Annotated in this window: 25 protein-coding genes and 1 tRNA gene; 9 read left to right on the top strand and 17 right to left on the bottom strand. The window is 60.9% G+C overall.

Annotated features, from left to right (window positions below; all coding sequences use genetic code 11):
* Positions 1 to 8 precede the first annotated feature (8 nt).
* Positions 9 to 1,559, top strand: a complete 1,551-nt coding sequence (locus tag ACSSV3_RS03890) for a recombinase family protein (protein WP_354323890.1) — start codon at positions 9 to 11, stop codon at positions 1,557 to 1,559.
* Here the strand turns inward: ACSSV3_RS03890 and ACSSV3_RS03885 are convergent.
* Positions 1,522 to 1,612, bottom strand: a tRNA-Ser gene (locus tag ACSSV3_RS03885). The genes ACSSV3_RS03890 and ACSSV3_RS03885 overlap by 38 nt on opposite strands.
* Positions 1,613 to 1,889: 277 nt before the next feature.
* On the opposite strand from ACSSV3_RS03885, the gene ACSSV3_RS03880 reads away from it, so the two are divergent.
* Positions 1,890 to 2,711, top strand: coding sequence for a DUF1134 domain-containing protein (locus ACSSV3_RS03880; protein ID WP_354324099.1), 822 nt, complete (start codon positions 1,890 to 1,892; stop codon positions 2,709 to 2,711).
* A 59-nt stretch (positions 2,712 to 2,770) separates the two neighbouring features.
* Positions 2,771 to 3,946 carry an amino acid aminotransferase gene (locus tag ACSSV3_RS03875; RefSeq protein ID WP_354324097.1) on the top strand — a complete coding sequence of 392 codons (1,176 nt, stop codon included), beginning with the start codon at positions 2,771 to 2,773 and terminating at the stop codon, positions 3,944 to 3,946.
* A 123-nt stretch (positions 3,947 to 4,069) separates the two neighbouring features.
* On the opposite strand, the gene ACSSV3_RS03870 is transcribed toward ACSSV3_RS03875, so the two are convergent.
* The 7 genes from ACSSV3_RS03870 to ACSSV3_RS03840 all read right to left on the bottom strand — a co-directional run bounded on the left by ACSSV3_RS03870 (position 4,070) and on the right by ACSSV3_RS03840 (position 10,628).
* Positions 4,070 to 6,475, bottom strand: a complete 2,406-nt coding sequence (locus ACSSV3_RS03870) for a TonB-dependent receptor (protein WP_354323888.1) — start codon at positions 6,473 to 6,475, stop codon at positions 4,070 to 4,072.
* 219 nt (positions 6,476 to 6,694) lie between these two features.
* Positions 6,695 to 7,318: a riboflavin synthase gene (locus ACSSV3_RS03865; protein ID WP_354323886.1), complete on the bottom strand. Its 624-nt coding sequence runs from the start codon at positions 7,316 to 7,318 to the stop codon at positions 6,695 to 6,697.
* Between the two features lie 16 nt (positions 7,319 to 7,334).
* A complete protein-coding gene (ribD, locus tag ACSSV3_RS03860) occupies positions 7,335 to 8,321 on the bottom strand; it encodes a bifunctional diaminohydroxyphosphoribosylaminopyrimidine deaminase/5-amino-6-(5-phosphoribosylamino)uracil reductase RibD (RefSeq protein WP_354324096.1) in 987 nt (328 codons plus the stop codon).
* Positions 8,318 to 8,788, bottom strand: a complete 471-nt coding sequence (locus ACSSV3_RS03855) for a hypothetical protein (RefSeq protein ID WP_354323884.1) — start codon at positions 8,786 to 8,788, stop codon at positions 8,318 to 8,320. Before ACSSV3_RS03855 ends, ribD begins: the two co-directional genes overlap by 4 nt.
* 45 nt (positions 8,789 to 8,833) lie before the next feature.
* Complete coding sequence (locus tag ACSSV3_RS03850) at positions 8,834 to 9,556, bottom strand: M48 family metallopeptidase (protein ID WP_354323882.1); 723 nt, start codon at positions 9,554 to 9,556, stop codon at positions 8,834 to 8,836.
* A complete protein-coding gene (locus tag ACSSV3_RS03845) occupies positions 9,553 to 10,035 on the bottom strand; it encodes a YcgN family cysteine cluster protein (RefSeq protein WP_354323881.1) in 483 nt (160 codons plus the stop codon). Before ACSSV3_RS03845 ends, ACSSV3_RS03850 begins: the two co-directional genes overlap by 4 nt.
* Entirely contained in the window at positions 10,023 to 10,628 is a 606-nt protein-coding gene (locus ACSSV3_RS03840) for an SCO family protein (RefSeq protein ID WP_354323879.1), read from the bottom strand. The genes ACSSV3_RS03845 and ACSSV3_RS03840 overlap by 13 nt, the downstream gene beginning before the upstream one ends.
* A gap of 94 nt (positions 10,629 to 10,722) precedes the next feature.
* Between ACSSV3_RS03840 and ACSSV3_RS03835 the strand changes: the two genes are divergently transcribed.
* The 3 genes from ACSSV3_RS03835 to ssb all read left to right on the top strand — a co-directional run bounded on the left by ACSSV3_RS03835 (position 10,723) and on the right by ssb (position 12,693).
* Positions 10,723 to 11,376, top strand: a complete 654-nt coding sequence (locus ACSSV3_RS03835; RefSeq protein ID WP_354323877.1) for an ankyrin repeat domain-containing protein — start codon at positions 10,723 to 10,725, stop codon at positions 11,374 to 11,376.
* A gap of 1 nt (position 11,377) precedes the next feature.
* Positions 11,378 to 12,046, top strand: coding sequence for a COQ9 family protein (locus ACSSV3_RS03830; RefSeq protein WP_354323875.1), 669 nt, complete (start codon positions 11,378 to 11,380; stop codon positions 12,044 to 12,046).
* Positions 12,047 to 12,156: 110 nt separating this feature from the next.
* A complete protein-coding gene (ssb, locus tag ACSSV3_RS03825; RefSeq protein WP_354323874.1) occupies positions 12,157 to 12,693 on the top strand; it encodes a single-stranded DNA-binding protein in 537 nt (178 codons plus the stop codon).
* A 359-nt stretch (positions 12,694 to 13,052) separates the two neighbouring features.
* On the opposite strand, the gene ACSSV3_RS03820 is transcribed toward ssb, so the two are convergent.
* The 5 genes from ACSSV3_RS03820 to ACSSV3_RS03800 all read right to left on the bottom strand — a co-directional run bounded on the left by ACSSV3_RS03820 (position 13,053) and on the right by ACSSV3_RS03800 (position 16,093).
* Positions 13,053 to 13,970, bottom strand: coding sequence for an acyl-CoA thioester hydrolase/BAAT C-terminal domain-containing protein (locus tag ACSSV3_RS03820; RefSeq protein WP_354323872.1), 918 nt, complete (start codon positions 13,968 to 13,970; stop codon positions 13,053 to 13,055).
* Positions 13,967 to 14,227: a helix-turn-helix transcriptional regulator gene (locus tag ACSSV3_RS03815; RefSeq protein ID WP_354323870.1), complete on the bottom strand. Its 261-nt coding sequence runs from the start codon at positions 14,225 to 14,227 to the stop codon at positions 13,967 to 13,969. The genes ACSSV3_RS03820 and ACSSV3_RS03815 overlap by 4 nt, the downstream gene beginning before the upstream one ends.
* Positions 14,224 to 14,763, bottom strand: coding sequence for a hypothetical protein (locus tag ACSSV3_RS03810; protein ID WP_354323869.1), 540 nt, complete (start codon positions 14,761 to 14,763; stop codon positions 14,224 to 14,226). The genes ACSSV3_RS03815 and ACSSV3_RS03810 overlap by 4 nt, the downstream gene beginning before the upstream one ends.
* A 254-nt stretch (positions 14,764 to 15,017) precedes the next feature.
* The gene (locus ACSSV3_RS03805; protein WP_354323867.1) at positions 15,018 to 15,569 is read right to left on the bottom strand and encodes a YceD family protein; all 552 of its coding nucleotides are present in this window, start codon (positions 15,567 to 15,569) and stop codon (positions 15,018 to 15,020) included.
* A complete protein-coding gene (locus ACSSV3_RS03800) occupies positions 15,566 to 16,093 on the bottom strand; it encodes a ubiquinol-cytochrome C chaperone family protein (protein WP_354323865.1) in 528 nt (175 codons plus the stop codon). The genes ACSSV3_RS03805 and ACSSV3_RS03800 overlap by 4 nt, the downstream gene beginning before the upstream one ends.
* Positions 16,094 to 16,337: 244 nt before the next feature.
* Here ACSSV3_RS03800 and ACSSV3_RS03795 point away from each other — a divergent pair, with 244 nt between their 5' ends.
* From ACSSV3_RS03795 to hslU, 3 genes are all read left to right on the top strand, one after another.
* Complete coding sequence (locus ACSSV3_RS03795; protein ID WP_354323863.1) at positions 16,338 to 16,832, top strand: outer membrane protein assembly factor BamE; 495 nt, start codon at positions 16,338 to 16,340, stop codon at positions 16,830 to 16,832.
* Between the two features lie 54 nt (positions 16,833 to 16,886).
* Entirely contained in the window at positions 16,887 to 17,444 is a 558-nt protein-coding gene (gene hslV, locus ACSSV3_RS03790; protein ID WP_354323861.1) for an ATP-dependent protease subunit HslV, read from the top strand.
* Positions 17,445 to 17,535: 91 nt separating this feature from the next.
* A complete protein-coding gene (gene hslU, locus ACSSV3_RS03785; RefSeq protein ID WP_354323859.1) occupies positions 17,536 to 18,837 on the top strand; it encodes an ATP-dependent protease ATPase subunit HslU in 1,302 nt (433 codons plus the stop codon).
* A gap of 44 nt (positions 18,838 to 18,881) precedes the next feature.
* Here the strand turns inward: hslU and ACSSV3_RS03780 are convergent, their stop codons facing one another.
* The 4 genes from ACSSV3_RS03780 to ACSSV3_RS03765 form a co-directional block, all read right to left on the bottom strand.
* A complete protein-coding gene (locus ACSSV3_RS03780; protein ID WP_354323858.1) occupies positions 18,882 to 20,837 on the bottom strand; it encodes a S9 family peptidase in 1,956 nt (651 codons plus the stop codon).
* Positions 20,838 to 20,941: 104 nt separating this feature from the next.
* Positions 20,942 to 21,487: a zinc ribbon domain-containing protein gene (locus tag ACSSV3_RS03775; RefSeq protein WP_354323857.1), complete on the bottom strand. Its 546-nt coding sequence runs from the start codon at positions 21,485 to 21,487 to the stop codon at positions 20,942 to 20,944.
* A gap of 100 nt (positions 21,488 to 21,587) precedes the next feature.
* On the bottom strand, positions 21,588 to 23,465 hold the full coding sequence (locus ACSSV3_RS03770) for an ABCB family ABC transporter ATP-binding protein/permease (RefSeq protein WP_354323855.1): 1,878 nt from the start codon (positions 23,463 to 23,465) through the stop codon (positions 21,588 to 21,590).
* A gap of 49 nt (positions 23,466 to 23,514) precedes the next feature.
* Positions 23,515 to 24,495, bottom strand: coding sequence for a retroviral-like aspartic protease family protein (locus ACSSV3_RS03765; protein WP_354323854.1), 981 nt, complete (start codon positions 24,493 to 24,495; stop codon positions 23,515 to 23,517).
* Positions 24,496 to 25,165: the final 670 nt, after the last annotated feature.

The raw sequence follows: 25,165 nt of genomic DNA, 5'->3' as shown, positions 1-25,165 counted from the left end.
GTTTACCGATGAAAATGACAACAGAAAAACAGGCGGTCATTTACGCCCGCGTCTCCACCAAGAAACAGTCCCGCGAAGGGAGCGGGCTGGACAGTCAGGAAACCCGTTGCCGCGAATATGCGGCCTATAAGGGGTATCGGATCGTCAAGGTCTTTACCGACGACATGTCCGGCTCGATGCTGGGCCGTCCGGGAATCACCGCCATGCTCGCCTTTGTGCGCAAGCATCGGCGCGACGGCATGGTCGTCATCATCGACGACATTTCGCGCCTTGCGCGTGGCCTCGAAGCCCATTTGAAGCTCCGCACCGAGATCAACAAGGCGGGCGGCGTTCTGGAATCGCCCTCTATCGAGTTCGGCGAGGATTCCGACAGCACGCTTGTTGAGCATCTGCTGGCCTCGGTGTCGCAACACCAGCGCCAGAAGAACGGCGAGCAAGCCAAAAACCGTATGCGCGCCCGTATGCTCAACGGCTTCTGGGTGTTTTATGCGCCGCTTGGCTATGTCTATCAGAAAAGCCCTGCTGGCGGTTCGATCCTCGTCCCCGACGAGCCGATGGCCTCCGCCATCCGTGAAGCCTTGGAGGGCTTTGCTGATGGACGACTGAACACAAAGGCGGATGTCAAACGCCACATTGAGAACAGCCCCGGCGCACGGCTCACGCGCCACGGCATTCTCACCAACGAGCAAGCCCACCGTATCCTGACCCGTCCGATCTATGCGGGATATATCGAATCCAAGGTCTGGGGCGTGTCGTTCCGTAAAGGCCAGCACGAGCCGCTGATTAGCTTGGAAACCTATCAGCGCATTCAGGAGAGGCTGTCGGGCAAGGTTTATGCGCCCGCCCGTACCGATATCAACGAGGATTTTCCGTTACGCGGCTTCGTCGTGTGCGGGGAATGCAGGAATCCGCTCACCGCGAACTGGAGCAAGGGATGCAGGAAGTCCTACCCCTATTATGTGTGCCGTCACCGTGGCTGTGCGAAGTTTGGCAAGTCCGTTGCCCGCGCCAAGGTCGAAGACGGGTTTGAAGAACTTTTGCGTTCCATGAAGCCCAACCAGAACCTGTTCTCGCTCGTCTCCACGCAATGCCGTATCTTCTGGGACAAACGCATGGCCTCCATGCGCGAGGCGAAGACGGCTTTCAAACTCAAGATCAACGCGGTCGAGAAAAAGATCGACGGGCTTCTGGATCGGGTGGTCGAATCCGAGAGTGGCGCTGTCGTTGCCGCTTATGAGCGCAAGATCGCCGAACTGGAGCGTGAAAAGCATCTTCTCGCCGAAAAGCAGGCTCGTTGCGGCACTGTCGCACGAGACTATGACGAAACTTTTCGAACTGCGTTCGAATTTTTATCAAACCCTTGTTATCTTTGGGAAAAAGGAGGTCTGGAGGACAAGAGGATAGTGCTGCAACTCACTCTGGACAGTCATTTGGAATATGACTGGAATCAGGGTGTTCGAACTAACAGAATATCCTTCCCTTTCAGGGCTTTAGAGGATTTTTTGGGCTGCAAAAATGAAATGGCGGAGACGGAGGGATTCGAACCCTCGGTACCCTGATAGAGTACGGTTCCTTAGCAGGGAACTGGTTTCAGCCACTCACCCACGTCTCCGGGTAACAGCGAGGCTGTGAGGGCGGGGCTATAATCGCCATGTCTGCCAGCGGCAAGGTGGCTTGAAAGAAAAACCTTGTGCCTTTGAAGCGGGCGCTGGATTGCGTCCTGCCGAACCGCGAGTTCGGCAGCGGTTCAGCCTTCGCGCCTTAGCTCGTCACGGCTCGTCGCGATTCCGATTCGCTCCAGCGACAAGCGATTGCAGCGGGGCGCACAAGCGATTCTGCTGCAAACCGCATCAATCCGGGGCTGACCCGTCCTTGTGAAAGGCTGCATGATGATCACCATGATCGCACGAACTCCTGACCTTTGCCGACGGCTGCTTGGCCCGGCTTTGGCTGCGCTTGCCGCTTGCTTGCTGATGGTTCCGGCGGCGGCGCAGGAGCTTGAGAAATTCGACCCCGATCAGGCCTATGCGGCGCAGGATGCGGCGCCTGCGGGCGGCATTGACGCCGATCTTGCCGCGCCTGGCGTTCAGCCTACTGCTCCGGCTGAACCGTCCTTCGACCGGGACTTTGGCGATTACGCCGCCGCGCCCACCGATCCTGCTGCTGCGCCGCAAGCGGCAGAGCAAGCCGCCACCGTGCCAACCGCGTCGGAAGCCGCAACCGATTCGGCCACTTATGGCGAGGACGACCTGATTGGCGCCGCCGAAGGCGTGTTCGGCAAGGGCGCCGAAGGGCTGGCCCGGATGATCGAGGATCTGCTGAAAAAGCAGGGCGAGCCCAATGGCTACATCGTCGGTCGTGAGGCTGGCGGGGCATTCGTTGTCGGTGCGCGTTATGGCTCGGGCACGCTGCATCACAAGGTTGAAGGCACGCAGCAGGTCTATTGGACCGGCCCGTCCATCGGTTTTGATGTCGGTGCCAATGCTGCCAACACCTTTGTGCTGGTATATAATCTTTATGATTCCGAAGAGCTGTTTGAACGCTTCCCTGCGGGCGAGGGGCAGGCCTATTTCGTCGGCGGGATGCATGCCAGCTATCTGCGACGCGGCGATGTGGTGCTGATCCCGATCCGTGTGGGCGCGGGCCTCAGGCTTGGAATCAATGCGGGCTACATGAAGTTCTCTAAGGAACAGCGCTGGCTGCCTTTCTGATCCGATAGGTGCAAACGCTGTTGCGGTGCGCGGGCTGGCGCGCCATGGGCCGCAGCATGATGCTCAACCGACTCAGCCCACAGGCGCCCGACGCGCTGCTCGCCCTCATTCGTCTCCACGCCGCCGATCCGCGTGAGCACAAGATCGACCTTGGCGTCGGCGTTTACCGAACTGAGCAAGGCACGACCCCGGTTTTTGCCGCGATCAAGACGGCGGAACAACGGCTGGTTGATACGCAGGACAGCAAGTCCTATCTCGGCCCGGAAGGTGACACCGGCTTCGTTAATGCGTTGATGCCTTACATCTTTGGCGCTGATCCCACGATGGGCGGGCGGATTGCCGGGATGCAGACGCCGGGCGGCACCGGGGCGGTGCGTCTGGCGCTGGCATTGGCGCAGAAAGCCGGGGTGAAACGCGTGCATCTGGGGGTACCGAGCTGGCCAAATCATGCGCAAATCATCGCCGATCTGGGGCTGGAACTGGTCACATTCGACCATGCCAACCCGGATGGCAGTGCCAATCTGGATGCGGTGCTGGCGGCGATCAATGGTGCCGGTGCGCAAGGGGCGGTGCTGCTGCACACCTGCTGCCATAACCCGACCGGAATCGATTATACGCACGATCAGTGGGACACGGTTGCCGATGCTTTCGCGGCGTCAGGCACCTTCCCGATCATCGATTCGGCCTATCAGGGGCTGGGCCAGGGGCTTGAAGAAGATGCCGCCGGGATGCGCGCGGTGCTGGCCAAGGTGCCCGAGGCTTTTATCGCCTATAGCTGCGACAAGAACTTCGGCCAGTATCGCGACCGCGTGGGGGCGTTCTACATCCTTGGCAATGGACAGGCAGAGCTCGACACGGCGTTCTCCAACGCCAATGCGCTGGCGCGTGCCTGCTGGTCGATGCCGCCCGATCACGGCGGCGCGGCGGTGCGGATCATCCTGAGCGATCCGGGCATGACCACGGCGTGGCTGGCGGAGCTTGACGATATGCGCACGCGGATGCGGGCGGTGCGCGATGCGCTGGCAGCAGCTGGCAGGGCAGGGCGGATCGACCTGACCCCGCTGGCCGCGCAGAACGGGCTGTTTGCGATGCTGCCAGTGACGAAGGACGAGGTCACCACCCTGCGCGAAAATCATGCCATCTACATGGCCGCATCGGGGCGCATCAACATCGCTGGCCTGACGATGGCAAACCTGCCCCGGTTCATCGCCGCATTGGCGGCGGTGGCGGGTTGAGGGCCAGCGCCTTACTCTAAGAATGTGATGTGCCGCGCATATCGCAGGTGCAGCGATAAATTGCTGCAACCGGGGCGATCATTTGCAGATCGCCCCGGTTGCGCACAGTATCTTACTTGATAATCAGAACTTCTGACGCGCAGTCACCCCAAAGGTGCGCGGCTGGCCGATATTGAACCCAAGCCGTGCGCGTCCGCCGCGTTCGCGATCGAACGACAGCAGCGCGTTTTCATCGAACACGTTGTCGACATAGGCGGTCAGTGATAGCCCGCTATCAAGTTCGACCCCGGCGCTTAAATTGACCAATTGGTAATCAGGCAATTTCAGGTCAATCGTTGTCGCGGCATCGGCAGGCATCCCTGCAAACGGCAATCCGTGAACAAAGGTGCGCGGGTTGTCTTCCTGATCGGAAGGCTGGGTGAAGCGCGATCCGACATGCTGGACAGAGCCCGTCACAAACGCCGTGGTCGATGCGCCAACAGCCCATTCATAGCTGCCATTGGCTGAAAACTGGAATTTGGGCACCGAAGGCAGGCGATTGCCATCGCGAATGCCGGTTGCGCCAGCCAGCACACCAGGAAGCGTGCTGTCAAATTCAGCCTCGATGTAGCTGCCGCTCAGATTGATCTTGAGGCCGTCAAACGGGGTGACCCCGACTTCGGCTTCCACCCCGGCGGTGTGTGCATCAGGCACGTTGAACACAATCCGCGATGAACAGCTACCGGCATCCAAAGTTGTCTGAAGGTTGTTGATATCATTATAAAAGGCAGCAGCGTTGAAGGTGAAGCCATTGCCCTGCGTCTTCACACCCAGTTCGTAGTTCCATAGCTTTTCGTCGTCATAATCCTGAAATCCGCCAAACAGGGCAAGGTCCTCCGCATTGCAAAGCGGGGTGTTGAGCGGATCATTGACGCCGCCAAGCCGGAAGCCTTGCGACACCTGAGCATTGATCGAAACATCAGGGCTGGCGGCGTAGCTCAGCAGAAAACGCGGGGTAAAGCCATCCGATGCGGTGCGATCTACTACGCCAGTATCACCATTGGCGAACAGGCCGCCGGTGGTGATGGTGCGGATTTCATCAAAATCGTAATAACGCCCGCCCGCAGTAAAGGTCAGCTTCTCGGTGATTTCGTAGCTCACTTCGCCAAACACCGCAGTCTGTTCGATATCGAACGGAAGATCCGAATTGAACGGCGAATCCGCCGGAAAGCCGTTGGCTACCGCCGCCGAAGTGCCCGCGCCCAGCACCGCATCGGTAAATGCGTCATAACCGGGAGTTGGCAGGCGCTGCATGTAATTGCGCTGCACATCGGAATAGAAACCGCCGATCAACCACTGGAACGGGCCATCATAATCGGACGCGAGACGAATTTCTTGCGTGAAGGTTTCCAGGTCAGTGGTGTCGCGCAGGTTAGACGGCAGCAGCACTGCTTCGTCGGGGAAGCCAAGATCAACCGAAACGGAACCGCTGAGCGCACTGGCATCGCGGCTGACCAGAATATCGCGATTGGTATAGGATGTTACCGAGGTGAGATCGACATTACCAAGCCCGATCCGCACCGTCAGATCGGCGATGAAGGTTTCGTCCTCAAAATCCTCTTTCAGCAACAGGAATTGTTCACGCTTGCCAAGCTGTTGCGGGGGCCGGCTGGTGGTAAAAGGGTTGGCAAAAAGATTGAAGGTTTCCTGCCGGTTGAACCCGTTTACCGAAATCTTCTGATAGATAACGCGCGGGGTAATCGAAATATTGTCGGTCGGCTCCACGGTCAGCGCCAGCCTGCCGCCGTAACGCTCCCCATCATTGACATTCTTGCCCCCACCCGGGCCAGCGGCATCAACAAACCCGGCATAGCGGGTATAGTAACCCACCGCGCGGACCGCCGCGATATCACTCAGCGGCAGATTGACCGCAGCCTTGAAGCTGCCGCCTGCGTTGCCGCCATCAATCGCGTTGATGTCAGCTTCGACCAGACCTTCTGTCACCCCCAGTTTTGGCTGGTTCGAGATATAGCGGATCGTGCCGCCCATCGAACCGGAACCGAACAAGGTGCCCTGCGGACCGCGCAGGGTTTCAACCCGGTTGAGATCAAACAGATCAAGGTCGGGCGTAAACAGCGATAGCGAAATGACCGATTCATCAAGATAGACGCCGACCTGTTCCTTCACGCCGGGCTGATCGCGCACCACCTGCCCGGCAGAAATACCGCGAACCGAAACCTGGCTTTGCCCAGGCCCCAAATTCTGGATCGTCAGACCCGCCACGTTACGCGACAAATCCTCCAGCGTCACTGCGCCGGATTTCTGAATGTCTTCCTGCGTCTGTGCGTTGATCGAAAAGGGCACATCCTGAATTGTGGTATCGCGTTTTGTCGCGGTAACGATGATCACATTGCCCGAAGCATTATCACCGCTTTCGGCGGAACCCGAAGCATTCTGCTGTGCCAATGCCGGGCTTGCCCAGAAGGCTGAAGCTGTGCCGGCCAAGAGCAGGCCGCGAAGGAACTTGTTGGATGCGTTGGCAACTTTCATGGATGCTCTCCCCAAGCATAGATATTATTCGGCCCGCTTTCTTGATGCGTAGCTTAATGCGCAGGCCTTCACGCAGTCAGATTGTCACATTACCGAAAGCCCAACAATGGACGCTGGAATCGCTCACACATTTCAAGGACTGATCGTTGCAGCGATGCACCACATGCCCAGCCGCCAAAGACAGCCAGATCGCGCCCGAATATCGGTTCTTCGCTGACCTTAACCCGCCGCTGCGAGCGATTGCATCCGCTTCAAATAGCGCGCCAGCACGTCAATCTCGAGGTTGACCTTGTCGTCCACCGCCAACTGACCCAGCGTCGTCACGACGGCGGTGTGGGGAATGATGTTGAGCAGGAAATCGCAAGTGCCATCGTCCCGGTCGCGCACGTCGTTTACGGTCAGCGATACGCCGTTGACCGTGATCGAGCCTTTTTCCGCGATGAACGGGGCCATTTCGGCGCGTGCGCGGATGGCGACCTGCCAGCTGCCGCCTTCCTGCCGCACCAGCACAACCGTGCCGACCGAATCGACATGGCCGGTGACTATGTGTCCGCCCAACTCGTCACCCAGCCGCAACGAGGGTTCAAGGTTGAGCCTGGCACCCACCGCCCACATGCCGGGCACGGTGCGGCTGATGCTTTCGCCGGACAGATCGACATCGAACCACGCATCGCCCGCAGTTCCGCCGCGCTCCACCACCGTCAGACACACGCCCGAAAAGGCAATCGATGCGCCGATATCGATCCGCGCTGGGTCGAGCGGGGCGGTGATCCGCAGCCGCAGGTCGCCGCGTTGTTCGGCGGATGCGATGGTGCCGATGGCGGTGACGATGCCGGTGAACATGGGGCTGGGTTCCTCGTTAAGCTCGGCCGCGCAGATAGGCCGTGAAGGTGTCGCTGCCAAGCTTGCGCTGATCGCGCAAGCGCCAGCGGCCATGCGCATCAGCAAGGCTCGCCAGCCCCAGCCCGCCCAAGCTGCGGCGGCCATCGCCGATCAGGATTGGCGCGCGGTAAAGATGCAGTTCGTCCACCAGATCAGCTGCGAGGAAAGCCGCTGCCGTCTCGCCCCCGCCTTCGACATAGCAATAGAGCGCGCCATCAAGCCCCGCGATGTCCTGCGGCGCGGCAATCGCGGTGACGCCTTCGGGCGCTGGCCCGCGCGTCAGCACTACCCGCCTTGGCGAGCGCGCTTCCAGCCCCGGCAGGCGAACATCAAGGCGCGGCGCGTCCGCACGCCACGTCCCGCCGCCCACCAGAATCGCATCATGCTGCGCGCGGATCGCATGGACGTGCGCGCGCGCGGCCTCTCCGGTGATCCAGCGGCTGGTGCCATCAGCCAGCGCGATGCAGCCATCGAGCGATGTGGCGAGCTTGAGCGTGACCCACGGCCGCCCGGAGTGCTGGCGGGTCAGAAACCCGGCAAGGCTGGCGGCAGAGGTTGCATCATTGAGCAACCCCACCGCAATCCCCGCCGCTTCCAGCCGGGCGATGCCCTGACCCGCGGTGCGCGGATCGGGGTCGCGCTGTCCAATCACCACGCGGGCGGGTTTGGCCGCGACGATCAGGTCGGCGCAGGCCGGGCCGCGCGCTGATTGGTGCGCGCAAGGTTCAAGTGTGACGTAAAGCGTCGCCTGCGCGAGCACGTCCGGGGCCAGCCCCGCCAGCGCCGTTGCCTCGGCATGGGGCCGCCCGCCTGCCGCCGTCCACCCGTGCGCCGCCACCCGGCCCCGGTGCACCACCAACGCGGCGACGCCGGGGTTGGGGCGCGACAGCGGGCGGGCGCGCAGCGACAACCGCGCGGCGGCGGCCATCCAGTCGTGATCGGTCGGAAGCGCGCTGGCGGCTATTGCTCAGCACCTTCGCTGCTGGTGTCAGCCGACCTGCCAGCCTGTTGAAGCAGTTCTTCGCGGCGCTTGGCCCTCGCAGCTTCTTCGGCAGCGCGCTCGGCATCGGCCTTGCGCTCTATCTCTTCGACATCCATCCCTGCGGCCGCGCCCAGCGCCTTGTACATTTCACGCTTGCGCTGCGCGATCCGGGCAAGCTCAGCCGCGCGCAGGTCTTTGACCTCTTGGTTGGCGAGGTTTTCAGCGGCGATTTCCGCGTCACTGCGCGCCGGGTCGACCGTGGTGATATAGGTGATCGTTGGCCGTTCGGGGTCCTTGTAAACCGTGGTGCCCATCGCCCAATACAGGATCACCGCCACCGGCATGATCGACAGCACCAGAATGGGCCAGCGATAGGGATTGGGCCGCCGGAACTCGTTCCAGAAATCGGCGAGGCCGGGGGCTGGGTTGAAGCGGGAATTGGACAGCATCAGCCCATTATAGGGAGGCGTCCGCCCGAACGCAAAACCTGTCTCTTATCCGAACGCCGAATAAAGCCCGCGCCCATGTTCCTTTAACCAGCGGTCAGCCGCCGCAATCTCGCCTTCGAAGATGCGTGCCAGCAACGCATGGAACGCGGGACTGTGATCGAAGTGCACCAGATGCGCGACTTCGTGCGCCACCACCGACCGGCGGACGTGATCGGGGGCCTGCACCAGCCGCCAATTGATGCGGATGCGGCTTTTGTCCGAACATGATCCCCAGCGGCGCTGAGCGCGGGTGAGGCCAACGGGCACCGGTTCCAGCCCGGCGGCAGCGCAATATTCGTGCATGTCGGCTTGGGCGAGGCGCAGTCCCTCGGCCTCAAGCCAGCGGCGCAGGCGCGTCTCCAGCCCGGTCTGCGGCCCACCGATACGCAAAGCCTCGCCCGTGATTTCAGGGCGGCGCGGGGCTTTGGCCTCCCACGTCAGCCGCAGTGCGGTGCCGCGATAGCGAACCTCGCCCCCCGGTTCGGGCACAGCGCGGGCAGGCAGCTTTGCCAGTTGGCTAGCCAGCCAATCGCTGCGGGCATGGGCAAAGGCAATCGCCTCGCGCCCTTCGGCCCAGGCGGGCAGAGTAACGCGCACTTCGTTGCCATCGGGGGCGAGCCGCAAGGTCAGCCTCCGGGCATTATGCTGCCGCTTGAGCACGATCGGAAGGCGTTTGCCGCCAAGCTCGATTGCGGCATCCAAGGCAGGGCGGCGCAGCCAGTCGATCACGCTTCGGCGTCCTCCTCAAGCATCGGGCGGTCATGTCGCGGTGAAGGCCATTCAACGATGTGATGTTCCAGCGGCCCGGCGTCGACCTCGCTCACCACCCGGCCCACCACCGATACGCCCAACCGGCGCACCGCATCACGATCACCGCTGATCAGATAATGCCAGCCTGGCAGCGGGCGGCCATCGGCGCGCAGACGATAGGCGCAGGTGGATGGCAGCCAGCTCACCTGTTCGACAATCCGCAGCGTCAACCGCAGGCAATCGGGGACGAAGGCCTTGCGGTTGCGGTAATCGCTGCACTGCGCCGTGCCGGTATCCAGCAGGCGGCAGGCAATGTTGGTGTCGACGATTTCGCCAGTGTCTTCGTCTTCGATCTTGTGTAGGCAGCAGCGCCCGCAGCCATCGCACAGCGCTTCCCATTCGGGCCGGGTCAGCTCGCCCAAGGGCAGCTCCCAGAAATGCTCTCTCAATTCACCCATTTGTCCAGTTCCGCCGCCACCGCATCGGCGCCTTGATCGGTTGGCAGCGTCGCCAGCGGTTCGCCCTTGGGGCCGAACAGGTAAGTGATAGCGGAATGATCGACGAGGTATCCGCCGCCTTCAACCACTTCGCCCTTGGCATAGAACACCTTGAACGTTTTGGCCGCAGCGGCGATCTGATCGGGGGTGCCGGTCAACCCGATGATGTCGGGCGAGAACGCGGCGGCGAATTCGCCCACCACCTGCGGCGTATCACGTTCGGGGTCGATGGTGATGAAGATCGGTTGGATCTTTGCCGCCTTGGCGGGATCACTCGCCTTCAGCACCTTCAGCCCCTGCGCGACGCGCTGCATGTCGGTGGGGCAGATATCGGGGCAAAAGGCATAGCCGAAATAGACAACGCGGTATTTGTCGGCAAAATCGTCCCACTTGACGGTGCGCCCATCGCTGGCGGTGAGCGCAAAATCGCCGCCGATGGCTGCGCCCGCCAGTGGCGGTTCAGCATCAGGCGCGGCGGCATTGCAGCCCGCCAGCGCCAGCGCGCCAGCGATCAGAAGGGCGAATGTGGCGGAAGGCTTGTTGATACGGTTCATGCTCTGCTAACTGTTGGCTTGCGAAGGGAACGAGGCTTGCCCACTCCCGCTATACACACCAGATGTGTGACAGGTAATGCGAAAGGATCAAACCGTGACGGCCGTTGTTTTGCGCAAATTAAGCGCTCGCCGCGCGATTGCCAGTGCAATCATGGCGATACTGGCGCCGATAATCGTGGTGGCGCTGGGCGTTCCTGCTGCAGCGCAGTTCCAGTCTGAGGGGTACAAGTTCCTCGAAGCGGTCAAGGATCGTGAAGGGGAAGAGGTCACCGACATGCTCAACAAGCCGGGCAGCACTATTGTCAACACCCGCGATATCACCTCAGGTGAAACCGGCCTGCATATCGTGGTCGCGCGCAGCGACGTGTTGTGGATCCGGTTCCTGCTGCAGCGCGGGGCCGATCCCAATATCCGCAACAAGAAAGGCGTGACCCCGCTGCAACTGGCGACATCGATGGGCTTTACCGAAGGGGTCGAAGCGCTGATCAAGGGCGGGGCGAGTGTCAATGTCAGCGATCAGACCGGGGAAACCCCGCTGATCGCCGCCGTGCATTCGCGCAATGTGGCGCTGGTGCGGGTGCTGCTGGAACAGGGCGCCGATCCTGACCACAACGATAATTCCGGGCGTTCCGCGCGCGATTACATGGAGTTGATGAGCGGCAATACGCTGATGAAGCAGGAATTCACCAATGCTGACACCAAGCGCGAAGAGGCAGGGCCAAAGCGCGATTACGGGCCATCGTTCTGATATGGCCACCACCGATTTTTCCGACCTGACGCTGGATGAACTGCGCGTCGCACTCGCCCCCGATATTGCCGCCTCGGCGATCTTCGACGGCTGGAACGAAACCGCGCTGATTGCGGCGGCGGAAATGGCCGGGTGCGATGTCGATATTGCCCGGCTCGCCTTCCCCGGCGCAAAGCCGATGGACATGATCGAAGCGTGGATCACTAGTGTCGATGCAGCAATGGCGGCGCAATGGCCCGCCGATCGGCTGGCGACGCTGAAAATCCGCGAACGCATCCGCACGCTGGTCGCGTTCCGGCTGGACGCGGTGGCGCATATTGACGAAGCCGTGCGCCGCGCGCTGGCGGTAATGGCGCAGCCGCAGAACGCGCCGCGCGCGCTAAAGCTGGGATGGCGGTCGGCCGATATCATGTGGCGGCTGGCGGGCGACACCGCGACCGATTACAACCACTACACCAAGCGCGCGATCCTTGCGGGCATCTATTCAGCCACGCTGGCGGTTTTCGTGAATGATGACAGCGAAGACAAAGCCGATACCCACGCTTTCCTTGACCGCCGGATTGACGGGGTGATGCGGTTTGAAAAGGCCAAGGCCCAGTTTCTGAACAAAGACCGCGAATTGCCGAGCCTGACGCGGTTTCTCGGCCGATTGCGCTATCCGGCAAGGTAATTCGGGGATTAGCCCACGGGGCTTGTCGTCTCGCCCGCTTTGATGTCCTATGACGCTCGCAAGAGTCGCGCATTCGCGCGCGCAAGTTTTTGACGGGAAGGGACGTTTCGATGGCGGGTTCGCTCAACAAGGTCATGCTGATCGGCAATCTGGGGGCCGATCCCGAAATTCGCAGTTTTCAGAACGGCGGCAAGGTCGCCAATCTGCGGATCGCCACATCGGAAACGTGGAAGGATCGCCAGACCGGTGAACGCAAGGAAAAGACCGAGTGGCACACGGTCGCGATCTTTTCCGAAGGGCTGGTCGGCGTGGTCGAACGCTACCTCAAAAAGGGCAGCAAGGTCTTCGTCGAAGGCAAGCTGCAAACCCGCAAATGGCAGGATCAAAGCGGGCAGGATCGTTACAGCACCGAGATCGTCATTCAAGGCCTCGGCGGCACGCTGACCATGCTTGATGGCGCGCAGGGCGGCGGCGGTGGTGGGCGTTCGGGCGGCAGCGCGAGCGGCTATGGCGGCGGCGCAGCAGCAGGCGGCAGTAGCGGCGACTGGGATCAGAGCGGCGGCTCTGCGGGCGGCGGTTCTTCAGGCGGCGCGGGCAGCGGTTCGGGTGGCGGCTATGACGATCTGGATGATGATATTCCGTTTTGACTTAAGCGCTTAAGGCATGGTAGCTCTAGCGCTGATCGGGTGTGGCTTATCGCGGGGTTATCGTGCTTTCAGAACTTTTTGCTGCGGCGCTCGCAGCCAACAGCGTTCCACCACCGCCGCCGCCGCCCAAAACCTTCGGAAAATGGCCACGCTGATCCTGATGCCAGCCACCCCAACCCCCGCATAAGCGGGGGCGAAGCCTCTGCGCGCCCTCCCTGATCGCGCCAGCAGCGATCTCAGCGCCGGGTTTTTCAACACAATCGTCCCGGTTGAGGAAATTCCTGCCGTTCGGCTTGCGACGCCAAGTCGGTCGTCAAGCCAAGGCCGTGCAAGGTTCGTTCATGTCCTACTCTTGGAACCTATGGCGCCTCCGAACAGCCAGATGAATCGCCTTGCAAGAAATTATTGGCGAGAAACCGCTCAACGACATCGAAGTGATCAAGCGGTGCATTATGCCCGCCCTCAATTGCAAGATGTTCGAAATAATATGGAAATCCGTTCCCCTCGAGGCGCTCCACCATCGAGGCAGACATCTCCGTTGATGGCCAGAATTCATCCTTGGTCGCAGACAAGAAAAACACCGGACCGCTAATTTTCTCGACTTCGATTGAAGCGGCATCCACGGCTTTCTGATTTTTCAGCATCTCTTCCCAAACAGCCCTCAAGTCTCCCTTGATCAGCGGCCATGTTGCGCTTGTGGGCATTGGCACAAAAGGCAAATTCTCTCTATTCAAGGTAAATGACGGCGTATTCATTGCAATGGTGACCCCAGGGTATACTGCATTGCCCGGCACTATGGCGACAACGGCATCAATATCGGAATAGTGGCTTCCAAGAAGCAGGGCCAATTCTGCGCCCTTGGAACCGCCAATCAGGGCGACGCATTCTCCGTTTATCTTCGGCTTATTGGCGGCATCGCGAATTGCTTGGTGGACGCCTTCCAAAGCAATGCGGTCAAGATTTTCTGGAGTTCCCTGCTCACCAAAATACGCCACCGCCAGGAATGCGTATCCCTGCGCGATGAACGCGTCGCGCTGCTCTTTCCAAACGTCGCTTGCCCAAGCATTACCGCCTTCGGCACCGCCGAAGCCGACAATCAGAGGTTGATTATCACCCTCACCCAGAAAAAGCTCTGTATTCACTCTGCCATGGTTTTCCGGCAGCGTTTGATCATCAAAGCTGATTACCAGATAGGCGTAAATACCAACTGCAACCGCGATCAGCGCAGATATCGAAATACCTGCCCATTTTAGGAACTTAATTGACTTGGTCATCATGAATCCTTGTTGATGTGGGACTGCGCGTCTGCGCGCCCAAATTCCGGGTCTTTCCAGAAAAACAAAGCGTCCACAGTGCACCCGAATGCAGCCGCCAATTTCATGGCCAGTTCCAGAGATGGAGCATATCGGCCCGTTTCCAGAGCAACGATTGTTTGGCGTGTGACGCCCACGATTTCAGCGAGTTGCGCCTGGGTCATTTCCGCTTGGTCAAAGCGGAACCGGCGAATGTTATTGCCGATCTGGAGGGTAGTCATTCGTCAGGACCAATCGCGCTCGCAGCATTCGTATCTTTGGCATATTCGATCAGTTGGGTCGCATATTTGATCAGCAAAGATGCAACAACTATCGCAATTTGAATATTTCCGGCCATGAAAAGTGTCAGCGATTTTCCCTGAACTGGCGGAAAAAATGCCATCACAAACGAAAATATGACCAACCCTGCGATCAAGGACACAAAGCCCGCCTTTGTCCCGCGCGCTATGATCGTTTCGTCGCGCTCATCGCGGATATTGCCTGCCTTGCTCACTGCAAAGCTCACGACGATCATCGTCGCCAGTATTGTCCACGAATCTATTGCCAGATAATTTCCGTGACCGACGTGAAAGTCTATGTCCGGATAAGCGAGCGTCGCAATCAGGTGACCAAAAAGTAGTGCCGTCCCCACAGCATAGAAACGCACATTTCTCTCGGGAGCACCCGGCTCCAATCCGGTCGTTTTTTCCAGCGTTGCCCATCGCCGCCATGCCCACGCAGTCCATGTCACGAGAGCTAGCGCACCGATCCATCCCATGGGGAAATTCAAATGCAGGGAAGCTAGGGCAAGCAGGACACCGAAGGCTAACGCACCGCATGCGGTAATGATACTTCGTGGCATCGACCGAGGAACTCCGTGTCTGGTTTACCGGACATAGTGTTCGGTGAACCAGACATCAAGAGATAGTTCAAGTCGCGCCAAACTGGTGTTCGAATAGCGGACCGGCAACAAACCACCCAATCCCCGCCATTCTTGGCGAATATCGCGCCACCCAAAAGCGGACGTTCCGCCTAATCCTTCTTCAGCGCCGCCAGCATTTCCGCCATCGGCCCGTCCTGCTCGCCCTCGGCCACGATCCCTGCGGCTTTGCGCGCGGCTCCGGCATTCGGCCCTTCGGCGTAGGGATCAATCGCGAGGCCGAGTGTCTGCGCCACCGCTTCGCCCAGGTCGAACATTTCGCCGGTAAAGGCGATTTCGTCGCAATCATCGGCTTCGAGTTCGATTTCCAGTGCTTCGTCCTCGGTCATCGGCCGGCCGCTGCCTTCGACGAAGCGCAGGTCGACCGGGACATCGATGCTGACCGGGAAATCCTCGGCTGAAATCGCGCAGGGCTGCATGAGTTTGGCCCGCAGCCGCCCGGTCGCCCGGATCGCGCGGGCTTTTTGGTCGAGCGTCACTTCGGCCCGCAGGCTCTGCACTGCGCCCAGCCCGAACCGTGCCGCCAGCGCAGCGCGCTCCTCGGCGCTGGCCTCAATCACCACCGGATCGGCGGGCAGGGGCCGCGCCTTGACCATGCGGGTCAGTTCGGATGGGGGCGTGACGGAAGATGGAGGCGCGCTCATTCGATCGCGCTCGCTTTGAGCATATCGTCGTCGCTGAACCGGGTGAGCCGCTGCGACAGCTGCATCAACCGTTCGGCGACCATGTCCGCGCTCGCCGTCTCATCCGACCCGTCGGCAAAGGTCACGTTGCGCTGCACCGCACTGGCCAGCTTTTCCAGATCGCCCGCGTTCAATGCGTTGCGATAGGCGCCCAGCCTGCCGCCGAGCACGCTCATCAGCTTGCCGATGCGTTTGCCCACCACCACGTCATTTACCCCGAATTCGCGCAATTGCCCGTCCATATCCTCGACGAATAATTCCGCCAGCAACGCGCTTTCAGATCGCATTTCGGACGCTTCGATCCGCACCATCACGGTGCTGAGCACAGCGGTAATCATGTCGAACCGCCCGGCAATCGAATCGGCCACACCGCATTCGGTATAATAGGCCGGGTCGCGCGCCAGTTCGATCACGCGGTGCCACAGCGGACGCACGCTTTCACGCGGGTCGGGGGCAGTGCCGAGCAGGCGGGAGAGGAAGGACATGCTTTACGGGCCTTTCGCACGTTCAAAATCGGATCATCGCAGGCGCAATCGCACCGCATTTGTTACGCAAACCCCCATCATGCGGATGCGCCCAAGCGCAGTTCAACCGCAGTTCAGGCCGCCTGCGCCACCGCTTTGCCATATGGTGCGTTGCAAGCTTGCGCCTAGCCCCTTAAAGCGCATCCCCCAAGGGACAAAAGCGCAAACGCGCGACACAGGACGGGACGAACACGGTTTGGCGCAGATGAAAGACGCAGGCGTAATGAAATCCGGCGCGCGCAGGATCAAGGCAGTCGTGTTGCTGGCCGCGATGGCGGCCACGCTTCCGGCGTGTTCTTCGATCCGCGAATCGCGCGGTTATATCGTCGATCCGATGCTGACCAACGCGATTCAGCCGCGGATCGATAACCAGCAATCGGTCGAAGGAACGCTGGGGCGCCCCACCTTCACCAGTCAGTTCGGCACGCCGACGTGGTATTACGTTTCCAGCATTACCGGCCAGCGCCCATTCAACAGCCCGAAAATCCGCGAACACACCGTTCTGGCGGTGCAGTTTGACGATGCGGGCCGCGTAATCAGCGTGAACCGCAGCGGGGTGGACAAGGTGGTCTTCCTCGATCCCAATGGTAACAAAACCCCGACGCTTGGGCGTGAGCGCGGGTTCCTGGAAGACCTGTTCGGCAATATTGGTCAGGTCGGTGGCGGGCTGCCGGGTGGCGGCGGGCCGGGCGGGCCATAGGTCTTTGCCACAAGCGCGCTTGATCCTGCGGACAGGCGCGCCATATTCGGGATCATGACAAGTGATCCGGCGAGCCACGGCCTTATCCAGTGGCACGGCACCACCATCATCGGCGTGCGGCGCGGCGGCAAAACCGTGATCGCGGGCGATGGGCAGGTGTCGATGGGCAACACCGTGATGAAACCCAATGCGCGCAAGGTGCGCCGCATTGGTGATGGCAGCGTCGTGGCGGGGTTCGCCGGGGCGACGGCGGATGCTTTCACCCTGTTCGAGCGGCTTGAGAAAAAGCTGGAACAGCATTCGGGCCAGTTGATGCGTGCGGCGGTAGAACTCGCCAAGGACTGGCGCACCGACAAATACCTGCGCAATCTCGAAGCCTTGATGATCGTTGCTGATGCCGACACGCTGCTTGTGCTGACTGGCAATGGCGATGTGCTGGAGCCAGTGGGCGAAATTGCCGCGATCGGATCGGGCGGCAACTTCGCGCTCGCCGCCGCGCGTGCACTTGCCGATTATGAAAGCGACGCTGAAGTGATCGCGCGCAAGGCCATGGCGGTTGCGGCGGATATCTGCGTCTTCACCAATGGTAATCTGACGGTTGAAACCGTTTAGCACACATCCGTCACCCCGGCGCAGGCCGGGGCCCAGTATCGCAACGCCGGACACTGGTTTCCGGCCTTCGCCGGAATGACGAACTCGAAAAATGACCGACAACCTTACCCCCAAAGCCATCGTCGCCGCGCTTGATGAACACATCATCGGCCAGCAGGACGCCAAGCGCGCGGTTGCTGTGGCGCTGCGCAACCGCTGGCGGCGCCAGCGGCTCGGTGCGGATTTGCGTGACGAGGTGACGCCCAAGAACATCCTGATGATCGGGCCGACGGGCTGCGGCAAAACCGAAATCAGCCGCCGTCTGGCGAAGCTGGCCGAGGCCCCGTTCATCAAGGTTGAAGCGACCAAGTTCACCGAAGTCGGCTATGTCGGGCGCGATGTCGAACAGATTGCCCGCGATCTGGTTGAAGAAGCGATCCGGCTGGAAAAGGAACGCCGCCGCGAAGCCGTGCGCGAGGCAGCGTCCGATGCCGCGATGGAGCGGCTGCTGACCGCGCTGGTGGGCGACAATGCCTCCGAAGCGACGCGGGCCAGCTTTCGCCAGAGGATCGTGCAGAACGCGATGAATGACGTCGAGGTCGAGATCGAGGTTGCCGATGGCCCGTCTGCCCCGTTTGATATGGGCAATATGGGCGGGCAGATCGGGATGATCGACCTGTCTGATATGATGGGCAAGGCGCTGGGCCGCAAAGCCACCCGCCGCCAGAAATTGCGCGTGCCCGATGCGTGGGACCGGCTGGTGGACGAGGAAGCGGACAAGCGGCTGGATCAGGATGATGTCGCGCGCGCGGCGCTCGCCAATGCCGAAACCAGCGGGATCGTGTTCCTTGATGAGATCGACAAGATCGCGGTTTCCGATGTGCGCGGGGGCTCGGTGTCGCGCGAAGGGGTGCAGCGCGATCTGCTCCCGCTGATCGAAGGCACCACGGTGGCAACCAAGCATGGGCCGATGAAAACCGACCACGTATTGTTCATCGCATCAGGCGCGTTCCACGTCGCCAAGCCATCCGATATGCTTCCCGAATTGCAGGGCCGCTTGCCGATCCGGGTCGAACTGCGCGCGCTGACCGAGGCGGATTTCGTGCGCATCCTGTCCGAAACGCGCGCCAATCTGGTGGCGCAATACAAGGCGCTGCTCGGCACAGAAGACGTGACGCTCGACATTACCGAGGATGCCGTCGCTGAAATCGCCCACATCGCCGCGCAGGTGAACGCCAGCGTCGAAAATATCGGCGCGCGGCGATTGCAGACGGTGATGGAGCGGTTGCTTGAAGAAGTCAGCTTTGAAGCTGAGGACTTGAAGGGCGAAACAGTGACGATTGACGCTGCCTATGTGCGCGACAAGCTGGCAGACTTGGCGGGCGACACCGACCTCAGCAAATATATCCTGTGACCGTCGCGGCCCTCTCCCCTGAACGGGGTGAGGGCCGCGTGCGATCATTTCCCCAGCAGGTGCTTTTCCCAGAACGCCAGTTGCGCGAGGAAGGCGTAATCCGAATTGGCCTTCTTGCGGAAACCGTGACCTTCATCGGCGGCGACCAGATGCCATGCCTCGCCGCCATTGGCACGGATCGCGGCGACCATCTGATCGGCTTCGGATTTGGGCACGCGCGGATCATTGGCGCCGGTGATCACGAACATCGGCTTTTCGATTGCGTTCACGCGGGTCAGCGGGCTGATCTCGGTCAGCTTGGCGCGCTGCACCGGATCGCGCTCGTCACCATATTCCACGCGGCGCAAGTCTTGCCGGTAGGGGTTGGTGTTTTCGAGGAAGCTGACGAAATTGCTGATCGCGACGGTGCACTGCGTCGCGGTCAGCTTGTCCTTCATCTGCACCGCAGCGGCATAGCACATATAGCCGCCATATGATCCGCCGCTGAGGCCGACGCGCGCCGCATCTACCGCTGCATCCTTGCGCACTGCGTCAATCAACGCCTCCATGTCGCGCACCGAATCTTCGCGCTTGAACGGGCCATTGTCGAGGCTGACGAAGGTTTTGCCATAGCCGGTCGATCCGCGCACATTGGGGTAGAATATCCCGATGCCCAATTCGTTGAGATAGTAGTTGTTGCGCCCCATGAACCCGGCGGTGCTCTGCGCTTCAGGCCCGCCGTGGACAGAAACGATCAGCGGGCGTTTGCCGGGGAACTTCACCGGATCGGGCAGATAGAGCAGGCCCGATACCTCCAGCCCGTCAAAGCTTTGGGTGGTCACGATCCGCGGTTCGACATTCACGCCCGCGTCCAGCCCGCCGGTCTCGCTTTGCGTCCAGCGGGTTAGCGCCATCGTCTTGGGATCGAGCGACCATACGTCCGCCGCGCTTTTGGCCGAGGAGAACGAAAAGCCGATCTCGCCCCACGGGGCAAACTCCAACCCGCCGATCTGACCAGCGGGCAGGGCATCGACTTTGGTGACTGTGCCGCTGGCCACATCCAGCAGCCGCAGCCGGTCGGAACCAGCCTCGTTCACCACATAGGCGATGGTCTTGCCATCGTCCGAAATGTCGAAGCTGTCGATGTCCCATGTTTCACGTGAAACATGGCTAAAGGCACCCGAGAGGGGGTCTAGACGACCCAAGCGTTGAAAATCGGATCCTTGATCGCTTGTTACCCACAACGTGCCATCGGGCGCGATTTCCAGCCCGCCATAGGCAATCTCTGCCGCCGGATTGCCAATCGGAACCATCGCGCCGCTCGTCAGATCGAGCAGGTAGGGATCAAGATCCTGGACCGAATTATAATCGATGACGATGGCGGTCTGCTTGTCAGCGGCAAAGGCGACGATGGCCCAGCCGCCACCCTGGCTTTCATGCACCATCCGCGCCGAGGCCGGATCGCGCGGGTTCATCACGTAAAGATCGGCATCCACCCCGTTGCGCGCGGTTGAGCTATAGCCGATCAGTTCGCCGTCCTTGCTCCAGGCATTCAGCCCGTTGCGGCTCTTGCCGTCGGTCAGCAAGGTCAGCCGGCCATCTTTCAGGGTGTGGAGCTGAAAATATTCATCCCCGCCGCGATCCTTGGTCACCAGAATAATGTCGCCCTTGCCCGGCGCATAGCCTCCGCTCACCGGCTCGGCTTCGAAACTGATCTGGGTGCGCGCGCCCAGCGGCATCTCGACCCGATGGAGCTGGCTGACATTGGCAAAGCGGGTGGAGATCAGCACTGCGCGGGCGTTCGGATCCCATCCGGCAAAGCCTGCGCCGCGCGCTTCGAGATAGGGGCGCGCGCGCTCGGCCAAGGCAAGCGGGATCGGCGGCATATCCTCAGCCGTCATCGCGGCGGGGATCGGCACAGCGGGCGCGGCAGGGGCGGCGGCATCTTGGGCAGCAGCGGGAACGGCGGCGCCGGCAAGCAGCAGGGCGGTCAGGCGCAGTGGCAGTCGGGCATGGCGCATTGTTGGCTCTCTCTCCGGTGTAGGAATGGAGAAAGGACTAACCGCGCGCGGCAAAGCAGGCAATGGTGCGCGGTTATGTCAGTGCGCTGGAAAGACTGCCGCCTTCACGAGACTAGCTTTGATGCTAGAACTCCTCCGCCCAGAGCAAAACCCGAGATCACGAATAAGAGTACCAAACAAGATGAAGCTGGCGGGTCATTTTCTGAGCCTCCGCAAGCCAATCGTTGCATCTCATCGATTACATTTTTCGTTTTTCCGTTCGCTTCATCGAAGAGGTTGATCGCGACAACCTGTCCGCCTTTTACGTTTTGCTTGCCATGACCAACCACCTTGAAGTGGTACGGTGATGTCTCTTCCCATGAAACTGTGCCTGAAACGCCGGACCACGATCCCATTGTAACTCCGGTGGTGAATGACACGGTTCCTGAAGAGGCGTCGGCACTATCAACCCGGTAGTTCAGACGCCCGATTGCCTTCTTTGCCAACTCTACCAGTTGCGCTGAGGTTCCAACGAATTCGCCGTCCTCGAACCCCAGTCTATCTGGTGCTGGAATTGCGTTGGCAGCATCAACAGGTGCTCCGCAATTGGGGCAAGAAGAAGCCTTGTCTGAAATTTCCTTTGAGCAGTCAGTACACCGAATAAGGGCCACACGCGTCCTCCTCAAAGAGGAAATAAGACTTACCTGCTTCTTACCTTACGTCAATCAGCTTTGGTGTGGTGGTTTACGGATTTATCAGCCTCGCGACCCGTTACTCCGCCGCTTCGACTGCGGCGGTGGGATCATTCTCGCGCTGTTCATTCGCCTGGCGCGCCCACATATCGGCATACAGCCCGGCTTGGCCGAGCAGGCTGGTGTGGCTGCCGCTTTCCACCATCTGGCCGTGATCCAGCACGATAATGCGATCCGCATCGGCAATCGTCGACAGCCGGTGGGCAATCGCAATCGTGGTGCGCCCCCTGGCGATGCGTTTCAGCGTGCCGAGGATTTCCTGTTCGGTGCGGCTGTCCAAGGCGCTGGTGGCCTCATCCAGCAGCAGGATCGGCGGGTTCTTCACCAATGTGCGCGCGATGGCGACGCGCTGTTTCTCTCCGCCCGACAATTTCAGTCCGCGTTCGCCCACCATCGTATCATAGCGATCCGGCAGGCGTTCGATCAGCGGGGTCAGCGCGGCATCGCGCGCGGCCTGTTCGATCATCGCCTGATCCGCGTCCTTTGCCCCATAGGCGATGTTGTAGGCGAGGTTTTCGTTGAACAGCACCGAATCCTGCGGAACAATGCCGATCGCGGCGCGCACGCTCGCCTGCGTAACGGTGGCAATATCCTCACCCCCCACCAGCACCCGGCCTTGCGTCGGATCATAGAACCGGAACAACAGCCGCCCGATCGTGCTCTTGCCCGCGCCAGAAGGCCCGACGATGGCGAGCGACGATCCGGCGGGCACTTCAAAGCTGAGGCCGCGCAGGATCGTGCGCCCCGGATCATAGCCAAAACTGACATTGTCGAACGCCACCGTCGGCCTGCGCACGATCAGCGCGGGCGCGCCGGGGGCATCCTTCACCTCGATATCGGTATCGATCAGCCGGAACATTTCGGCCATGTCGATCAAGCCCTGCCGGATGGTGCGATAGACCCAGCCCAGCACGTCCAGCGGACGGAACAGCTGGATCAGAATGGTGTTGACCAGCACGAGATCGCCGACGGTGAAGGTGCCCTTGCTCCACCCCCACACGGTATAGGCCATCGCGACCGCCACCAGCCCGTTGGTGATCGCCGATTGGGCCATGTTGAGCAGGCCAACCGAGTTTTCCGACTTGATCGCCGCTTCGGCATAGGCGCGCGCGGCGCTGGCATAGCGGGCTTCCTCGCGCGCCTCGGCGCCGAAATACTTCACCGTTTCGTAATTCAGCAGCGAATCAACCGCGCGGTGCAGCGCCTTGCCATCAAGGTCATTCATCTCGCGCCGCAATTTGGTGCGCCATTCGGTGATCGCGCGCGTCACCCAGACATAGGCCACCACCGTCACCGCAGTCGCCGCAACCAGCTCGATCCCGAAATTGATGTAGAAGATGATCCCGACCGCGATCAGCTCGATGATCGTCGGCGCAATGTTGAACAGCAGGAAATACAGCATCTGATCGATGCTTTTGGTGCCGCGTTCGATGATCTTGGTGACTTCGCCGGTGCGCCGCGCGAGGTGGAAACGCAGCGACAGGCGGTGCAGGCGGGCGAACACATCCTCCGCCAGATTCAGCGTCGCCTGCTGGCCGACCCGTTCAAACGCGATATTGCGCAGATTGTCGAAAGCCACCGCAGTAAAGCGCCCCAGCGCATAGGCCACCACCAGCGCCAGCGCGACGGTAAGGCCCGCATCGACCGTCCCGGCCCCCGAACCCGAACCCGACCCCGAACCCGACATCGCATCCACCGCGCCCTTATAGGCAAAGGGCAGCGCCAGCATTACGCCCTTGGCCGCCAGCACCAACGCCATTGCGATCACGATCCGCAGCTTCAGCCCCGGATCATCCTTTGGCCACAGGTACGGCAGGAACCGCCGCAGCGTCGCCCAGCTTTCGGCATCACGGGCGCGAATGAGGGGATCGGCTGGCTGGTCTTTATCAGGTGGCATGTCGCGCCATCATGTGGGCGCAAGGGGCGCATCCCGCAAGGCAGGCGGCTTAGAAGTCCGACCTGTATGCCCCTGATCGCTTCGCCTCGCGCATCGCTCTGGCGACATCGCGCGGCACGTCAAACAGCACGCGCTGGCGGTTGAAGTCGATCGCCACCCGGTCAAACAGCGCCAGATGCTGCATCCCCAGCGATAAAACCGGCTTGTTGGTAAAGCCCAGCGCGGCAAAGGCCGGGGTATCGGCAAAGGTCAGCGGCACATCGTTGAGCGCCAGACCCTGAATGCTGAGCGATCGGACGACCGCAAGTTGGCCGATCAGATCAACACCATTGACGTCAGTGGTGACAACCGCCTGCGCGCGTTTGGCCCGGATGCGTTCGCGCAGGGCGATGTTGCCCAGGCTCGATTGTGCGCCGGTGTCGATAATGACGGTCGCACGCACGCCTTCGACCAGCGCATTGGTAATCAGGAGCTGGCCCAATTCCTGCCGCGCCCTCACGATGATCTCGAACCCGCGGTTGCTCTGCTTGGCGGCGGCATCCTCGACTGCAATCGTGTGATTGCGGAAATCAATCAGCACACGGAAATCCTGCAAGGCATCCAGTCCGATGATCCCGTCCGCTCCGACATGTTCGCGCATCAGCACCGGGGCGACGAAATCGGTGAAGCTGTTGCTGCCGAAGTCGATCCGGTCAACGCTGGCCAGGTCCACCATCCGGCGGCTGGCCATGCCAACCAGCATTGCCGTGCCCGCCGGAGCCAGGTTGAGCGCGGCGCGAATCTCATGCGTGATTGCGGTCGCTTCGCTGCCGGTGTCGATCATGAAGGCATAGGGGCCGCTGCCGTCGACCATCACAGGCAGGGTGAACCGGCGGTAGCGTTCCTGCTGGAGTGCGAGCACCTCGGCCGCCGGATCGACCAAGGTGGTGCCAGCCACAGGGGTCTGCGCCTCAAGCGAAGCCGGGTTTTCCGCCAACGCAGTTGCGCTGCACACCAGCGCGGCCAATGCCGCCATGTTCCGCACGATCATTGCACTCTCCACTACGGCGCGGCGCTATTGGCCTGCTCCGTTGCGGTGATACTACCACTAGTTGAGCTGCGGCCCAAACCAGACCGGGAGCACATCGCAGCGGCGATTCGTGATCGCGCCCCGGCTTATGGTCGAGAACGATGCTTTCTTCGGCTCTATTGAGCCCGCAAGTCGCGGTTTCGTCCCTGAATCAGGGAAGATTTGCCCGCTGCAAGGGTGCCTTTGCCGCATGTGACAACCAAGATGAAACCAGAAATGGTAGAAAATTACAATAGAATCAACGTGCTTTCGCTGCGTTGAAATAAAATTGCAAAAACCCGTTGACCGAATCTGAGGTCGCCCATATATGCCCCTCACCGACGCGGCGCTGACGGCTTCAACCGCCACCGCAACGCTCGGTCGCCAACATAAACGGATAGCCGGTCCCCCGGTGTAAATCGGGGAAACCATCGCTGTCCGCTATTACTGTCTGGTGGCTCTTTGACATTGTTGGTTTTTGATGAAGGGACATGTGGGCGACGGCGCCCGGTCCGGGGACCTCAAGGCTCCGGTAACCGGTTAATTTAAGCCGATGCCACATCCGATCACGGGCTCCACGCCTGTCCGGATGATAAGCATGTTCATTCGTATCCATTACGTTTGACAGCAGGTATTGGCTCCTTGCAGCTCA

The sequence above is a fragment of the Porphyrobacter sp. MBR-49 genome (assembly GCF_053628655.1).
Note: the sequence above shows the minus strand (reverse complement) of the source record. Positions and strands in the feature narration are given on the sequence as shown.

Coding starts and splice junctions, on each gene's coding strand:
- ACSSV3_RS03815 (WP_354323870.1), bottom strand. CDS start 14,227: ATGACTACCCTCCAGATCGGCAATAACATTCGCCGGTTCCGCTTTGAC.
- ACSSV3_RS03795 (WP_354323863.1), top strand. CDS start 16,338: ATGAAAGACGCAGGCGTAATGAAATCCGGCGCGCGCAGGATCAAGGCA.
- ACSSV3_RS03845 (WP_354323881.1), bottom strand. CDS start 10,035: ATGGGTGAATTGAGAGAGCATTTCTGGGAGCTGCCCTTGGGCGAGCTG.
- ACSSV3_RS03820 (WP_354323872.1), bottom strand. CDS start 13,970: ATGATGACCAAGTCAATTAAGTTCCTAAAATGGGCAGGTATTTCGATA.
- ACSSV3_RS03780 (WP_354323858.1), bottom strand. CDS start 20,837: ATGCGCCATGCCCGACTGCCACTGCGCCTGACCGCCCTGCTGCTTGCC.
- hslU (WP_354323859.1), top strand. CDS start 17,536: ATGACCGACAACCTTACCCCCAAAGCCATCGTCGCCGCGCTTGATGAA.
- ACSSV3_RS03890 (WP_354323890.1), top strand. CDS start 9: ATGAAAATGACAACAGAAAAACAGGCGGTCATTTACGCCCGCGTCTCC.
- ACSSV3_RS03805 (WP_354323867.1), bottom strand. CDS start 15,569: ATGAGCGCGCCTCCATCTTCCGTCACGCCCCCATCCGAACTGACCCGC.
- ACSSV3_RS03855 (WP_354323884.1), bottom strand. CDS start 8,788: ATGCTGTCCAATTCCCGCTTCAACCCAGCCCCCGGCCTCGCCGATTTC.
- ACSSV3_RS03880 (WP_354324099.1), top strand. CDS start 1,890: ATGATCACCATGATCGCACGAACTCCTGACCTTTGCCGACGGCTGCTT.
- hslV (WP_354323861.1), top strand. CDS start 16,887: ATGACAAGTGATCCGGCGAGCCACGGCCTTATCCAGTGGCACGGCACC.
- ACSSV3_RS03810 (WP_354323869.1), bottom strand. CDS start 14,763: ATGGGATGGATCGGTGCGCTAGCTCTCGTGACATGGACTGCGTGGGCA.
- ACSSV3_RS03830 (WP_354323875.1), top strand. CDS start 11,378: ATGGCCACCACCGATTTTTCCGACCTGACGCTGGATGAACTGCGCGTC.
- ACSSV3_RS03800 (WP_354323865.1), bottom strand. CDS start 16,093: ATGTCCTTCCTCTCCCGCCTGCTCGGCACTGCCCCCGACCCGCGTGAA.
- ACSSV3_RS03865 (WP_354323886.1), bottom strand. CDS start 7,318: ATGTTCACCGGCATCGTCACCGCCATCGGCACCATCGCATCCGCCGAA.
- ACSSV3_RS03875 (WP_354324097.1), top strand. CDS start 2,771: ATGCTCAACCGACTCAGCCCACAGGCGCCCGACGCGCTGCTCGCCCTC.
- ssb (WP_354323874.1), top strand. CDS start 12,157: ATGGCGGGTTCGCTCAACAAGGTCATGCTGATCGGCAATCTGGGGGCC.
- ACSSV3_RS03765 (WP_354323854.1), bottom strand. CDS start 24,495: ATGATCGTGCGGAACATGGCGGCATTGGCCGCGCTGGTGTGCAGCGCA.
- ACSSV3_RS03840 (WP_354323879.1), bottom strand. CDS start 10,628: ATGAACCGTATCAACAAGCCTTCCGCCACATTCGCCCTTCTGATCGCT.
- ACSSV3_RS03870 (WP_354323888.1), bottom strand. CDS start 6,475: ATGAAAGTTGCCAACGCATCCAACAAGTTCCTTCGCGGCCTGCTCTTG.
- ACSSV3_RS03770 (WP_354323855.1), bottom strand. CDS start 23,465: ATGCCACCTGATAAAGACCAGCCAGCCGATCCCCTCATTCGCGCCCGT.